This window comes from Ruminococcus sp. MSJ-25 (assembly GCF_018917825.1).
Taxonomy (GTDB): Bacteria; Bacillota; Clostridia; order Oscillospirales; family Ruminococcaceae; genus Hominimerdicola; species Hominimerdicola aceti.
The window spans coordinates 35,457-50,649 of record NZ_JAHLPI010000014.1 but is presented as its reverse complement, the minus strand read 5'-3'; the positions used below and the strand labels follow the sequence as shown (position 1 = coordinate 50,649).

Annotated in this window: 15 protein-coding genes; all 15 read right to left on the bottom strand. The window is 42.7% G+C overall.

The window, feature by feature from the left end; genetic code table 11:
- Positions 1-2: 2 nt before the first annotated feature.
- The 15 genes from KQH97_RS04395 to KQH97_RS04325 all read right to left on the bottom strand — a co-directional run bounded on the left by KQH97_RS04395 (position 3) and on the right by KQH97_RS04325 (position 14,942).
- Entirely contained in the window at positions 3-455 is a 453-nt protein-coding gene (locus KQH97_RS04395) for a hypothetical protein (RefSeq protein ID WP_117897570.1), read from the bottom strand.
- Positions 427-1,077, bottom strand: coding sequence for a signal peptidase I (locus tag KQH97_RS04390; protein WP_216552946.1), 651 nt, complete (start codon positions 1,075-1,077; stop codon positions 427-429). Before KQH97_RS04390 ends, KQH97_RS04395 begins: the two co-directional genes overlap by 29 nt.
- Before the next feature lie 54 nt (positions 1,078-1,131).
- Complete coding sequence (locus KQH97_RS04385; RefSeq protein ID WP_216552945.1) at positions 1,132-3,246, bottom strand: DUF2357 domain-containing protein; 2,115 nt, start codon at positions 3,244-3,246, stop codon at positions 1,132-1,134.
- A 36-nt stretch (positions 3,247-3,282) separates the two neighbouring features.
- Positions 3,283-4,851, bottom strand: coding sequence for a hypothetical protein (locus tag KQH97_RS04380; protein WP_216552942.1), 1,569 nt, complete (start codon positions 4,849-4,851; stop codon positions 3,283-3,285).
- A 21-nt stretch (positions 4,852-4,872) separates the two neighbouring features.
- A complete protein-coding gene (locus KQH97_RS04375; RefSeq protein ID WP_216552940.1) occupies positions 4,873-5,532 on the bottom strand; it encodes a signal peptidase I in 660 nt (219 codons plus the stop codon).
- A gap of 44 nt (positions 5,533-5,576) precedes the next feature.
- Entirely contained in the window at positions 5,577-6,311 is a 735-nt protein-coding gene (locus KQH97_RS04370; protein ID WP_207732694.1) for a hypothetical protein, read from the bottom strand.
- An 18-nt stretch (positions 6,312-6,329) separates the two neighbouring features.
- Complete coding sequence (locus tag KQH97_RS04365) at positions 6,330-7,076, bottom strand: EAL domain-containing protein (protein ID WP_216552938.1); 747 nt, start codon at positions 7,074-7,076, stop codon at positions 6,330-6,332.
- Positions 7,077-7,242: 166 nt separating this feature from the next.
- Complete coding sequence (locus KQH97_RS04360; protein ID WP_216552936.1) at positions 7,243-8,292, bottom strand: hypothetical protein; 1,050 nt, start codon at positions 8,290-8,292, stop codon at positions 7,243-7,245.
- A 397-nt stretch (positions 8,293-8,689) separates the two neighbouring features.
- The gene (gene scfB, locus KQH97_RS04355) at positions 8,690-10,063 is read right to left on the bottom strand and encodes a thioether cross-link-forming SCIFF peptide maturase (protein ID WP_216552934.1); all 1,374 of its coding nucleotides are present in this window, start codon (positions 10,061-10,063) and stop codon (positions 8,690-8,692) included.
- A 118-nt stretch (positions 10,064-10,181) separates the two neighbouring features.
- Complete coding sequence (gene scfA, locus KQH97_RS04350; RefSeq protein WP_013498654.1) at positions 10,182-10,325, bottom strand: six-cysteine ranthipeptide SCIFF; 144 nt, start codon at positions 10,323-10,325, stop codon at positions 10,182-10,184.
- Between the two features lie 98 nt (positions 10,326-10,423).
- Positions 10,424-10,828, bottom strand: coding sequence for a TIGR04086 family membrane protein (locus KQH97_RS04345; protein WP_117856332.1), 405 nt, complete (start codon positions 10,826-10,828; stop codon positions 10,424-10,426).
- Positions 10,829-10,934: 106 nt separating this feature from the next.
- Positions 10,935-11,267 carry a preprotein translocase subunit YajC gene (yajC, locus tag KQH97_RS04340; protein WP_117897579.1) on the bottom strand — a complete coding sequence of 111 codons (333 nt, stop codon included), beginning with the start codon at positions 11,265-11,267 and terminating at the stop codon, positions 10,935-10,937.
- Positions 11,268-11,361: 94 nt separating this feature from the next.
- Entirely contained in the window at positions 11,362-12,747 is a 1,386-nt protein-coding gene (gene gltA, locus KQH97_RS04335) for an NADPH-dependent glutamate synthase (protein WP_117892367.1), read from the bottom strand.
- Positions 12,747-13,580 (bottom strand): sulfide/dihydroorotate dehydrogenase-like FAD/NAD-binding protein, encoded by an 834-nt coding sequence (locus KQH97_RS04330; protein WP_046440370.1) that lies wholly within the window; start codon positions 13,578-13,580, stop codon positions 12,747-12,749. The genes gltA and KQH97_RS04330 overlap by 1 nt, the downstream gene beginning before the upstream one ends.
- A gap of 204 nt (positions 13,581-13,784) precedes the next feature.
- Positions 13,785-14,942, bottom strand: coding sequence for a glycoside hydrolase family 10 protein (locus KQH97_RS04325; protein ID WP_253286372.1), 1,158 nt, complete (start codon positions 14,940-14,942; stop codon positions 13,785-13,787).
- Positions 14,943-15,193: the final 251 nt, after the last annotated feature.

The following is a 15,193-nucleotide window of genomic DNA, read 5'->3' as shown; positions in this document are numbered from 1 at the left end:
CATTAATTTCCCATTTTATCAACCGAATCAACTATCTCGTTGACTTCCCTATAGCCTTTGTCAAGATTTTCGGTGATATGGTCAAGTGCTTTTTTTACGTCCTCAAGCTTGCCCTGCATTTGTTCGGGATACTTCACAAAGCAATAATGAAGCTCATTTATAGCCTTCTGCTCCTCCGTGTAATCGTCGATAAGAAACACCAGCGACCTTGCCGCACCCATATCCGAAAGTATCATGTTATATCTCGTTGGAAGATCCTTGCCGCTTTCAAGATAAGTGTCTATCTCCTCAGAGGCGGCAGACAGATTTTCCATATACTTAGCGATGTAAGTCTTTCTGACTTCCTCGGACTTGTCCATATAAAGCCCGATAAAAACGAACAGCCCTGCAAGTGCCGCAATACAAATAACGATAGCCGTTATCATTTTAGCCTTCATTATCTTTTCCTGATTCAAAGCTGTTCGCCTCCTTTTTCTCGTTTTCCTGCATTTTCAGCCGCTGAACTTCCTTTTCAACAGCCTCACGCATAAGCTTTTCCTTTTCTTCCTCAGCCGCTTTCAAGGCTTCATCACGGTTTGAATATATTTTTATCTCAGCGATAGTTTTTACCTCATACACAGCCATGCAAACTGTTGGGATTATCACAAACAGAATGAGGAGCTTCTTTGTTGATGCAAATGACCCAAGCCACTTGAAAAATCTGAGCTTTCCATAGTATTTTCCAATAATGCTGACTTTTTGCACCGTCACGCTGTCCTCTATTTTGTTAGCATCGCCTTTAGTAACAAAAGTGCCGTCGCTCAAAACCTCAGATATCCTGTGAGTATTTATCTCGCCTTTAATACTATTATCTTGAGAGTAGAACGAAATGATATCCCCTGCCTTTAAGCTGTCAGTATCCGTCCTTTTAATGTAAATATAGTCACCCTCATGTATAGACGGCTCCATACTTCCGCTCACGACCTTCAGTACGCTGTAACCAAAAATGCTTGCTGTTTTGCCGATACAGCCGCAGACCATTATGTACACCGTCACACTCAGCAGTGCCGCAAACACGGCAGAACCAAGTATTGTCAAAGCTATTTTTACTATCCTCAACGCCTTGCCGATGATACCGACGCTCCCTCCGTGTTATTGTTTGCTATATTTCTCTTTCAAATGCCTTGCCATTCTGCCAACTGCTGAAACATGATACTCCTTATAGAGTCGTTTCATTTCAGTGTCGATAGCCTTCTGCTCCTCAGCAGTGCGCTGTGGCGGAATATATGATCTTGGCGGTCTGTTCTTTCGCTCAAGACGTTTTCTCTTTTTAAACTGCCTGTTTTTGATACGCCTCTTTACATCATATTTCAGATACGGAGCATATTTTTCATAGATAATCTCAATTTCACGCTCTGCACGTTTTCTCTCTGCCTCAGCCTGTTCTTTTTCCTTCTTGACTTTGAACATCCTGATATAGTCCGGATTATCCGTCACAACAGGTATGATCCCAAATGCGTGAGCAAGAACATATATTATGCCACGTTTTGCCATGTAATATGGATTTTTGGAATATTCTTTAAATATCTCATTGATATTTTTATTTTCAAAGCTTTCACGTTCAGCTTTAAGACGCTCAGCACGTTCACGCTCACGACGTTCCTGCTCACGCTGCTGTTGTGCTTCTTTCGCCTTTTTTGCAGCGATCTCAGGGGACTCATACTCTGACACAAAGCTTGAAGACACGGCTTCTTCATTCGTGCTGATCTGCTGATCCATAGCAGATCCAAGGCTGCTGCGGACGAGCTTTTTCTCCTCTCGGATCCTGGCTCTTTCCTCACGGACACGCTGCTCCTCTTCACGGCGTTGGCGCTCTTCCATTTGCCTTTTGCGTCTTGCGATCTGCTTGATCTCTTCCTCTTTCTCACGGCGTTCACGTTCCTCACGCTCCGCCTTTTCTCTTGCAGCCTGCTCCGCCTGCTGTTTTTGGATAAGCTCCAATCGTCTGCGTTCTTCTTCCTCATGCTCAAGCCTTATGCGCTCTTCTTCCTCACGCCGCTGACGCTCCAGCTTTTCCTGCTCGGCACGCTTTCTTTCAGCTTCTGCAGCCGCAAGCTCCTCAGCCCTCTTACGGTCTTCCTCGTCTTTGAGAAACTGCTTTTCTATCTCAACTATACGGTCAAGCTCTGCCGTAAGGTTTCCTGCCTCTTCGGCAGTCATACCCATATCTGTCTTACTTGCACTACCTTGTTCACCATCGCCAACTATGACATCATATTTATCAGACGTCTGCTTATCAAAACGCCTTACAACCTTTGGTGCGAGGGTCTTGCTCTTTATGGTTTTAAGCTTCTCCGACTTGTCTGCCCCATGGGTATATGAGCGGAAAAGCATATAGTTCATTGCGGTCAGACCATATATATCCTCGATATAAGAATCATCAGGTCTTTGTGCAGTATCAGAAACGTTGACCTCGTAGCCTGCCTTATCGTAGCTTTCAATAAACTGCCAAAGGGTAAGACACGCCATAAGGTCCACATTTTTAGTGATAGCGTTTGTTCTCATAACAGGCGGTCTGATAAAAGCGTTGCCAAGAGTGGTACAAAGCACTGAGCCTTTATAGCCCTCGATAGCCTTTTTGACCCTTTCAAGCCTTGCCCAAACGTCAGTATCCTTGCTGCCGCCGACAAGACTGTCAACAGTTTCTATCTTAAAACTTATGTTGACCTTTCTGCCGTCGCCGCTGTCAGCCACGGTATCGTAATTAAAAGAATAAGCCTCCTGCGCCTCTGCGGTCTGGACAAGCTTATTGTATCTTATATTTATAAAAATGTATAGCCTGTCAATAAGGGTATTTACAAATCTATTTTCATATGTATCGAGAGTTTCTTCTTTATGAATGTTGAGTATCTTTGACGGAGTTATCTTTCCAGTCTTTTTGTCGATATCCTGAATAAGATCGGTGTGCTGTCCAAGATGTTTTATGGACTCTACCGTTATCTTCCTTGACATAGCGATAGGCACGATCTCTTCCACTTCTTTAATGGTGTTTCTTGGATTTCTTATTACCGTATCAAGATGTGGCAAAGCTTTTTCTATCTCTGTAAGCCAGGACGAATCTATATTTTTCTCGATTATCTTACGATTAAAAGATACAGTTTTTTCGCCCGAAAGAAGCAAGGCACGGGCTGCCGCAAAGCTGTTATTGCCGTCAAACGTCTTTACAGCTTTATCAAAAGCTGCACGCTGTTCGTTGTATTCGCTCATGCCCGTCCCTCCTCTCAAAGCTTATGAGTACAAATTTTAGTACAGTTTCTGCAATCTTTCAAGATATGCGATAGATTCTTTCATAGTGTTTCTGCCGAAAAGTTTCTGCATATAGGTGCAAAGCTCTTTCAGCTCTTCTCTTAGCATTGCCAAGTTAAGCGACTCAAATTTTCTGAATATCTTTGTGGCAAGCACATAGTCAATGCCGTCAAGCTCCTCGCCACCGCAGGCAACATATACAGGAACAAACAAGTTCATCTGTTTAAGTATACGGTTACCGAAAGCCACTCTCAGCTTTTCAATTACCCACAGGTCAAGCTGCTGGATCTTTTTCAGACTGTCCTGTGAAACAGGATACATTTGAAAAGCTTCCTTGAAGAGTGTATCAAGATGTTCAAAGCTTAAACTCATAGGCGGCGTGTCAGGCGCTTCAAAAGCAACGCCCTTTGCGTCAAGATTGATTGGCTGCGCACGGTCATATACCTTATCCGAAATTGTAAACGTAGAGTCATCATTATTTGCAGTACCGATATACCAAATGTTCTGCGGAATACGAAGCTTGCCCTTGTCAAGGCGAACAGGGTCGGTACTCCACACGTTAGGAACAAGATCAAGCTCCCACTCGGCAGGATCAGGCATTTCAAGAATCGAGAGCATTTCTGCAAAGTAATATTCTACTCTCGCAATGTTCATCTCGTCGAGAAGTATGAAGTTTACATCGTCATTGTATTCAGAAGAATAAATTCTTTTGAGGACTTCTGTTTCATTAAAGTTCTTCGTGAACTCGTTGAAATAGCCGAAAAGCTCAGTTCTGTCACGCCATGACGGCTGAACAGAAGCAATAGTGGTATCTTTCTGCAAGAACTTACCGAATGAATATGGCAATGATGTTTTACCTGTACCAGAGATACCTTGCAGGATAATGAGCTTTGTTGAAGCCATGCCTGCAATGAAAAGTCGGATAGTTTTTATGTCATAATAAAGGTGCATTCTTGAGCAGGCAAAGTTTCTGTATGCTTCGCAGATACCGCTAAGGGTGATGTCATTATTGTAAGCAGGCGGCTCGTATGTCTTGTAGAAATTGTCCACCTCGATAAGCTTTGAAAAACGGCAGTCGGCAGTCTGAACAACGCCGTCAACAGTGGTTTGAACTTCGCCCTGTGCAGGCATCTGCTCGCCCTCTGCAAGCTTTGTTTCACCTTCTGCAAGAGCGGTGTTATCATATACGCCAAGCTGAGCCACCTTCATTGCCATGATCTCATCTTTTTCCTTGGTCATTTTGACCACCTGACGCTGCAGGTCAGATATTTCTTCGATAAGATCCTCGTTGCTGACGATAGAGTGTCTGAATCTTATGTACTTTCTCACAGCAAGCACTATCATAAAAATAATAAGCACAAAGATAGCCACAACAACGATAATTGCAAGCACAGAAAGTATCCAGCCCAGCGCACCAAAGTCTGCCGAGTAGGTCTTGAATATTCTTATGTAGTTTTTTATATTAAAGATCTGTTTTATGCCGTTCCACAGACCCTTGAAGATCTGCCCAAAGCCTGCAAGCATTGACGACATGAAAACAAAAAACCATTTCAGAAATCCATTCATAATGTATCACCCAAGCAGCAGTTATTTGTCATTTTTCTCCTGCTGTGCATTTCCCTCTTCCTTTTCCTTCTGCTGTGCAAGGTATTCCTCAACTGCACGTCTTTTTATTTCTTCCTCATCGCTCTCTGTGATAGCAGGACGCTTTATCTCGATTATGGTTGCGATAAGCTTATAAAGCTCAAAGAGGAAAAACAGTGCTATCGGCAAAAGTATGCAAATGAAAAATCCTGTTTTTGTTCTGAGAAAATCCATTACCTTGCCGAAACCGCCTATTTTTGCACCTTCCCACTGACCGATTATATCACCTGCATAAACAGTGTATGTATCATCTAAGTTATTAGCATCGCCTCGTGTAATAAAACCTACAGTGCCGTTATCATTGAGTACCTCTGCGATACGGTGGGTATTCTTCACCTTTTTGCCCTCTATAAGAGTCCAGAAAGTGATAACGTCGCCCTTTTTCAGAGAATTGATATCGTCTATTTCCTTTGAGATAATAAGATCGCCTTTTTTGAAAGTTGGCTTCATTGAGTCAGATTCAACTGTGAGCGGGATATATCCCAGCAGACTTGCCGTACCATTATTCTTATCGGACGAGAACACGAGAATTGTTATAAGCAGTGCAAAGATAAGCACCACCCATGCGATAACATTAAAAACGATCTTCAAAGCTTTTTTCATAATTCAAAACCTCGGAAACCCGAGGCTTCCTCCCTTCTAATTCTTTAAGTTGTTTCAACGATCTTGAAATTCATACCAAGCTTCATTGTGCCACCGATTATTTTGTCAACACAATCAGGGTCATTTCCCTCAAGCCATATAACTACTGTATACTTGTCTTTCTCACCAGGACCAAGCTTTTCACGTCGGTCCTTCATGACCTCAGTAGAGGAGGCAAACTCCTTGTCACAATCGCTTTCCTTACCACTGCCGTCAGACTTTGTTTTACCATAAACAGTTTTCTCTCCATTCACGAAAAGCTCCACTCTGATAGCTTCATCAACACCGTTCGTGACGTTCTCGATAGTCATTTCGCTGTCATAGCTAAGTGTGTCTTTACCGGAATTTATGAGATAGAAAGTATAAGCTATATACCCCTCGCCATTATGGCTGCCGTTTATCTTGTCGATATTATCAGGGAGATCTTCGCCACTGATATTTGTCATATCATAGAGGATATCCGCATTGAGCCTTGAATTGCTCGTGGTATAGTCAGGAGTTTCCGAAAGAGTAAGCCCCTGATTTATCATATCATACTTACTTATCTTAACTGTAAAGCTACCATACTTGTCGTAAAAATAAGACACCGCATAAGCCGCCGCCACGATAGCGATAAGTATAATGGCAAGTATTTTAAGCAATCTCATCAATACCACATAGCGTTTAGCTTCCTTGGCGGTCCTGCGAAGTGCAAGGGTATCGACTACTCTTGTATTTTTATCTATATTTTTACCGTCCAAAACCGTATCACCCGTTTATTACTCATTTCTATTGCGAACGTATCTTTCCGCAATATATTTTCCTGCATTTTCTCCCGAATAGTAAAGGCACTGCATACCGCTGAGCTGTTTCACCTGCTTATCATCAGTAATTCCGTCAACTATGACCTCAGCATTAAGGTCAAAAACGAAATTCAGCAGAGAGTTCACGCAGGTATCATACCTGTCGCTCTTACCAAGAACCTGAGCCACTGAGCCGTCAAGCATGATATTATCTACCTTGAACTCGGCTGTTTTCAGCATTTTAAAACCCTCAGTGCCGAAGCCTGTAAGCAGAAAATGAAAGCCCTGTCTTCTCATAAGAGCCACGTTATCTGCCGCTGTGCTGTCAGCTTTATCAAGCACGTCAGACGACAACTCAAAGCAGACACGCTCATACTTCACGCCAAACTTATCGCAATAATCTGCCACAACTCTCGGAGCTTCCGTCTGCCTTAAAAACCTTGCAGGCATGAACACGCTTGCCCAATCAACGTCCACTTCCCTTTCGTGGAACTTGCCCAAAGCCTGCAAGAGCTGAACGAAAGCAAGCTTGAAAATGCTAACACATCGGTCGGAAAGCTGAGCCACAGGGAGATAATCCGCAGGCATGAGCGTTCCCATAACAGGAGAATTGAGCCTTGTTTGCGACTGCAAAAAAGTGACCCTGCCACTGTCGGTATTTTTTATAGGTCTATAGAAAAGCTCAACGGCACGAACGCCGTCAACTGTTGAATTACCGCTCAAAGCAAGTCACTTCCTTTCCTGTTCCAATGTTTTATTATAGCATATTTTCGACAAAAAGTAAAGAAAAATCGGGATATTTCCCCAAATATGGGAAATTATTTTTTATGCCCATTTACCAAAAAACGCCGAATTTCTTCGGCGTCTTTTTTGTTTTATTGTTTATTGATTATACACCTGTACCTGTTGCTGGTCCATTCCAACTAGTAAATGAACTTTCATTTTTATCAAGAGCGAAAACAAAATCAATATTCCAATCCTGAGCAGAGTTAGCATCAAAGCAAGATGTGCTTTCACCCTCAAGCCATACTCTTACAACAAAGTCAGTATGACCATATGTACCACTTTTTGTAGCCAAAGGAATATCAACAGTTGTATCAAATGATACAAGTGTTTGTGTGCCATCTTGAGCTATTGCACTATTAGTCTTTGTTACTGTTACACTAGAACGTGTTGTATCTGAAGTTGAAGCAACAGCCTGACCCGCGTTATAATATCCATCATCAGCACCAAGAATAATCTTAGAAGAAGTATCAAGGGTACCTTCAGCTGTAAGTGGAATTATTGCAACTCTAACTGCCTTATAGAGGTCACCCTCTGGCATATTTTCTCCTGTCTTAGGGTCAGTAATCAGCATCTTGCAGAATACATCAGAAGATGTATTAGTTCCATCTTTCAGCTTTGAAGTTCTCAAATGAACAGGAACATCAACGTAAAATCCCTTGTTAGTCTCTTCATCATTTTTAAGTGTACCCTCAACGTCCAATTTAGACCTCTTAGTCAAAAGTGAGTCGTTTGTAGCTGTTGTAAACTTTGTTGCAGTTCTACCACCATTATCAGGGTCAGTTGCCTCAAAGAAATTAATTCCATTTACAGAAGAAGACGGCTTAATATAAGAAACCTTATCGTAATACTCGCCTACATTAATAACACTTGTCCAGCTAAGCTCGTCATCAGTATCTTTAGGTTGTACAGCAAGATTATCTGCTAAAGTACCGCCATTTCTCACTCTTGTTGTATTTGTTACACCACCAAGAGAAATTTCAAGAGCATCAGCCGCAGTAGCGGTCATTTTAAGTCCGTCAACCTCAACAGTTTTATTGAGCGTAAACCACGCATAAGTAGCAGTAGAAAGCATTACAGCGGAAGTTGTGAGCATTGCAACTGCAGGTATAAGTTTCTTCTTAGCAGAAGTATTCTTCTTTTCATTAGTTTTCATATCTCTTCGTCCTTTTCATAATAATTTGTCGTTTTATACTGTCCGATACAGAGGGCGCTAGTTATAGCCGATTTGCGGTAACATGACCGCCAAGCGCCTTTTGTTTATGTCAATATTATACTAAATCTGACCCGCTTTGTCAATAAGCTACCAGCTTAGTATACATTATATTTATCTTAATACTTATTAATATTTCAGACACATTTTGCTATTTTCCGACATGATCATACTATGTCATAACAGCAGAAAGCACGAAATAACGTCATTTGTTATTCCGTGCTTTTTAAAACGATCATTCGGCAAATTTTTTTTGTTAAACTTCAAACGTTTTAGAACGCTTTAAAATAATATATGTACAGTTCTATACGCCACATGAAAATTTACAGATTTTTAACATTCATTCTGCACTGTCAAGCATTTTAACAGCCTTCATCATGATAGCACATTCAAGACGTTTCTTCTGTATCTGACATGAAAGCTTGTGTGCGTTGTGGATATCCCCTGCGTAAATGTAGTTGTTTGCGTTACAGCCGCCGCTGCAATAGAACTTAGCCCAGCACTTCTTGCACTCAGGCTTGTTGTAAACGTGAGCGTGAGCAAACATATCTTTCATTTCCTCGTTGAACGTGCCCTCGTAAAGATTGCCCATTTTGAACTCAGTGATACCAACGAACTGGTGGCATGGATAAATGTCGCCGTCAGGAGTAACTGAAACATACTCGTTTCCGCTTCCACAGCCCCTAAGTCTCTTTATCGCACAAGGGCCTTGGTCGAGGTCTATCATAAAGTGGAAGAAATTTATGAACTTGCCCTCGTCCCTTATCTTCTGTATCTTCTCGGAAAGTATCTCATACTCCTTGAAGATCCTCGGCAGGTCAGCCTCAGTGATAGCATAAGGCTCGCTAGGGTCTGCCATAACAGGCTCAACGGATATCTGGTCGAATCCCAGATCATAAAGGTGCATTACATCATTTGAGAAGTCAAGATTATACTTTGTGTAAGTGCCTCTTACATACCAATCCTTGTTCTTAGGACGTTTCTCAACAAGTTTCTTAAAGTTAGGGATAATCCTGTCATAGCTTCCTGAACCGTCAACACGCACTCTCATTCTGTCATTGACTTCTTTTCTTCCGTCGATAGACAGAACAACGTTGTACATTTCCTTGTTGATGAAGTCTATCATCTCGTCAGTGAGGTGTACGCCGTTTGTGGTAACAGTAAATCTGAACTTTTTATTGTGAGGCTCCTCCTGTGAACGTGCATACTCAACAAGCTTTTCTACCGTACCGAAATTCAGTGACGGCTCACCGCCGAAGAAGTCCACCTCAAGAAATTTTCTGTCTCCTGAACGCTCTATAAGAAAATCTATAGCACGCTTGCCTGTTTCATAGTCCATAAGCATTCTGCCCTGACCGAAATCGCCTGTTGAAGCAAAGCAATATTTACATCTCAGGTTACAGTCGTGAGCAATATGCAGACACATTGCCTTGATAGGCGAAGCCACAGCAGACAGGGCATACTTCTCGTAATCGTCCTCGCTGAACAAAATCTTGTCATTATAAAGAGAAACTATCTCCTCATAGCAATCCTCGATATCCTTGCTGTCATACATCTTTGACAGCTTTCTTACAACGTCCTCAGGACATTTCTCGTCAAAAGGCGGCTCAACATTGTCAAGCAGATCGTATGTCAGATCGTCTATAATATGTACTCCGCCGCTGTTCACGTCAAGCAGTGCATTAAAACCGCCAAGCTTAAACTTGTGTATCATTTAAAAATCACCTTTCGTATTTATATTCATATACAAATTTATACAAAAATAAAGGGACATAAAAATGTCCCTTTAGCAAGGCGTGTGTACGCTCGCACGCCTCAGAAAGATCGGAATATTAAGCCTCTCTCTCGCACTTCTGGTTAGCAACTGTGCAGGAGGTCTTGCAAGCTGACTGACATGATGCCTGACACTTGCCGCAGCCACCCTTAGCAGCAGTCTTCTTGAGATTAGCCTTATTGATCGTCTTGATATGTTTCATAGGATTTTACCTCCAATAATTGATTTACACTAATTATACCACATATCCCACTATGTTTTATGAACGAATAGTTAATGCAGTATAAATATTTATCCTTATCAAAAACGGCTGCTTTTAGAATTTACCCCTACAACTCCGCCTACGCCTGCACACACAAGGGTAAGCACAAGCTTTGCAGACACAGAAAAGCTTTCAGCAGCTTTTGAAAACAGTGCACTGAGTATAACAATGATAAGAAAAATGAACACTCCGCACAGCACGCCTGACAGCAGACCGTTTCTGCGTTGCCTTTTTCCGCAGACATATCCCCCTGCATACGCCCCGATACCAAGTGCCGCTGTTGACATCACCGACAGCATAAGATCGGTGGCATCTATCTTAGTGATAACATACGCAAAAGCAAGCACAGCAACAAATATCGCACCGCACCCCACGCAGGCAGAAATTGCCGTAGATGACAGCACAGAAAGCTTTCTGCCCCCAAAAAGCCTGTTATTTTTCATATCCGCACCCCCACACTGAATATCCTAAAGAAATTATATTCAAAGCCACGGACAATAAGAACACAAAAAGGGACGGATAAAACTACCCGTCCCTCAACAGCGATATTTACTTTACGTCACCGTCATGAATTGTTTCGTTCTTAGCGATAGCCCACTTTTTAACACGGATCTTGCTTCTGTCGCCGCCTGTTTCGATAACAACAGTGTCGTCCTTGATAGAGAACACGATACCAACGATTCCGCCGTTTGTAACGACCTCGTCACCTATCTCAAGGTTATCTCTCATCTCAGCGTCTTTCTTATCCTGCTTTTTCTGCGGACGGATAATAAAGAAATAGAAGAACACGATTATGAGTACCAGTGGGATAAAAGTCATGGCAAGTGATGCAGGTGAACTCTGCTCAGCTGCCAAAACTGAAATAATTGCTGACAAATTCATCAAAAGACCTCCAAATCTAATAATACTATATTAGTATATCAGATATTTGCACAAACTTCAAGCCTTTTAACAAATAATTTTCATTTACAAGAAATTATTTCTTGTTCTTGATATACTCGTCGATAGCAGCGGCAGCCTTTTTGCCTGCGCCCATAGCGAGGATAACAGTAGCAGCGCCTGTAACAGCGTCACCGCCTGCGTAAACGCCTTCCTTAGTTGTTGACTCGTTCTCGTCAACGATAAGGCAGCCGTGATCGTTTGTTTCAAGACCAGGAGTTGTACTTCTGATAAGTGGGTTAGGTGATGTACCGATAGACATGATAGCTGTATCAACGTCAAGAATGAAGTTTGAACCTTCGATAGGGATAGGACGTCTTCTGCCGCTTGCGTCAGGCTCGCCCAGCTCCATTTTGATGCACTCCATGCCGTTTACATGACCGTTCTCGTCGCCAACTATCTTAACAGGGTTATTAAGAACGAGGAACTCAATGCCCTCTTCCTGAGCGTGATGAACCTCTTCCTTTCTTGCAGGAAGCTCGTCCATTGAACGTCTGTATACGATATAAACGTGCTCAGCGCCAAGTCTCATTGCAGAACGAGCAGCATCCATAGCAACGTTACCGCCGCCGACAACAGCTACGTTCTTTGACTTCATGATAGGGGTATCATAATCGTCCTTGTATGCCTTCATAAGGTTGATTCTTGTAAGGTACTCGTTAGCAGAGTAAACGCCTACAAGGCCTTCGCCCTCGATACCCATGAATCTTGGAAGACCTGCGCCTGAACCTACAAATACAGCTTCATAGCCCATGCCCATAAGCTCGTCGATAGAAAGAACTCTGCCGATAACCATGTTTGTCATGATATGTACGCCCATGTTTGTCAGATTGTCTATCTCGTGCTGAACGATAGCCTTTGGAAGTCTGAATTCAGGGATACCATACATCAAAACGCCGCCTGCTGTATGGAATGCCTCATAGATAGTTACATCGTAACCAAGCTTAGCAAGGTCACCTGCAACTGTAAGGCTTGAAGGACCACCGCCGACAACAGCTACCTTATGACCGTTTGGCTCAGCCTTTTCTACGGCAACCGCCTTGTCCATCATATAGTCTGCACAGAATCTCTCAAGTCTGCCTATACCGACAGGTTCGCCCTTGATACCTCTTACACACTTGCCCTCGCACTGATGCTCCTGTGGACATACACGTCCGCAAACAGCCGGCAGAGCGTTTGTTGTCTTGATGATAGCATAAGCCTCTTCAAACTTGCCCTCTGCTACCTTTGCGATAAACTCAGGGATCCTAACGCTTACAGGACATCCTGTCATACAAGGCTTGTGCTTGCAGTTAAGACATCTCTGAGCTTCTTCTATAGCCTGCTCAGGGGTGTAACCCAAAGTAACTTCCTTGAAGTTTCTAGCTCTTACCTTTGGCTCCTGCTCTGCGATAGGAGTCTTTGTCAAACTCATATTAGCCATTATCTTACACCTCCAGTAAGTCTGCACAAGTGAGCCTTTTCCTGCTCCTTATAAGTTGAGTTTCTTCTCATAAGCTCGTCGAAATCTACCTTCTGACCGTCAAAGTCAGGGCCGTCAACGCAAGCATACTTGATCTTGCCGTCAACAGTTACACGACATCCGCCGCACATTCCTGTGCCGTCGATCATGATAGGGTTGAGTGAAACGAGTGTCTTGATGTCATAAGGCTTTGTTACCTTGCAAACGAACTTCATCATTGGAACAGGTCCGATAGCGATGACCTCGTCAAACTTAGCACCACCGTCAATAAGCTCCTGAAGCTTGTTTGTAACAAATCCGTGATAGCCGTATGAACCGTCGTCTGTACAGATGTGAAGATGTGAAGATGCCTTGCCCATTTCGTCCTCGAGAATAACAATATCCTTGCTTCTGAAGCCTGCGATAAGATCAACTTCAACGCCCATGCTGTGGAGTTTCTTAGCCTGTGGATAAGCGATAGCACAGCCAACGCCTCCGCCTACTACTGCAACTCTCTTGATACCCTCGTCATACTCTGTGGCAACGCCGAGAGGACCAACAACGTCATGGATATAGTCGCCCTCATTAAGTCTTGCAAGCTCAGTTGTAGATGCACCTACTACCTGGAAAATAATTGTGATCGTGCCCTTTTCTCTGTCATAGTCAGCGATAGTGAGCGGAACACGCTCGCCCTTCTCATCAACTCTGTAGATGATGAACTGACCAGCCTCAGCCTTAGCGGCAATGTAAGGTGCGTCGATCTCCATAAGAACAACAGCGTCGTTGAGCTGTCTTCTTGTTACGATTTTGTACACTAAAATCCCTCCCTGAATAATTAGCAAAATAATATTGTTTTAGGCAAATAATACAAAAACATTTTCTATTATCGCCTTACAGCATATAACATTATACTATATTTAAAAAGAAATTTCAATAGTTTTTTGTTTACTTCCATAAATTTTATAATAATATATCACAATTTGTTTACATTTAACATGCCATAATTTATATATCGCATATCATTTTACAGATGTATCAAGTTTATCAAAAGCAATTTCGATACACTCCTGCTCCTGAACACCTCTATCACTGCCACCAAACAAGCTTGCATAGCCGTATACCGCCGCTCCTGCGTAGTTATAACTAACTACAGCGTCATTTATCTGCCTGCCGATAATGCCGATATTTTCAGAAAATTCACTCTCGTCGTCTATCTTATATACTCCCAGCCCTGCCACCAGCGTAACATCAGTTGTGCAGATATCAGCCCACTGCTGTAGGGTATCCTCATAAGGCTTGACAGAATTTTCATAACCGAAGTATATCTGCGGACAGATATAGTCTATATACCCCTCCTCGCTGCACCACTTTTTCACATCAGCGTACATATACTCATAGTTATTTTCCATATTTCCCTGCGGAGAAACTCCCACCAGAATATCCTTATCCACTGCTTTTACCGCACTGTATATCTTCCCCACCATAAGGGAGATATTGTTCAGCCGCCATTTTGCCAGATCGTCAAACTCCGTCTGAGCAGAAAAGCACTGAGCGTCAAAATCCTCGTCAGTTGTGGGATAAAAGTAATCGTCGAAGTGCAAGCCGTCAATATCATAATTTTCTGCAAGCTCCGCTGCACCCTCTGCTATAAGCTGTCTTACCTCATCATAAGCAGGATCGAGCCACAAATGGCTGTCGCCATCAACGCTTTCAAGATAGCCGTTGTCCTCATCATACCATTTTTTCAGCAAAAAGCTGCTGTCATAAGTCTGAAAACATTCCTCGTTCTCGCACCTAAGAGGGTTTATCCATGCGTGAAAAGAAAGCCCCTTATCATGTGCAGTCTGTATCATTATATCAAGCGGGTCGAAGTCACTCTGCTCACCTGCCACGCCTGTCATATATCTTGATGCAGGATAAAGTTCCGAGTCGTATATAGCGTCCCCGAAAGGTCTGACGTGAACATACAGCGTATTACAACCTATGCTCAAAGCATTTTCACACGCCTGCGAAAAATTCACACGAAATTCCTCGCAGCTTTTCCCTGTAAGCATATCCGCAAGGTCAATATAGGATATCCATATGGCTTTCTGCACAGTATAATTAAGCTTGTGTGACGTTTCCACATCAGTGTAGTTTTTCTCTCCGCGCACAGGTATCACCGATGCTTTTTCCATAGTCACAAGCCTGTCCCTCTGGGAATTTACCTCACCTCCGCAGGAGCAAAGGGTCAAAAAACAAATAAGTAAAGTAAGAATTTTTTTCAAGAATATCAGTCCTCCGAATCAGTTTCATTGAATTATACTATTCTTATTGGACAAATATTCAGCTTATATTCAAATACTGTAGGGGACGGCGCCCCCGACGTCCCGTTTTCGTCTTATTGCCAAGCAAAAAACATAAAAATGGCATGGTGATATGCGGACGA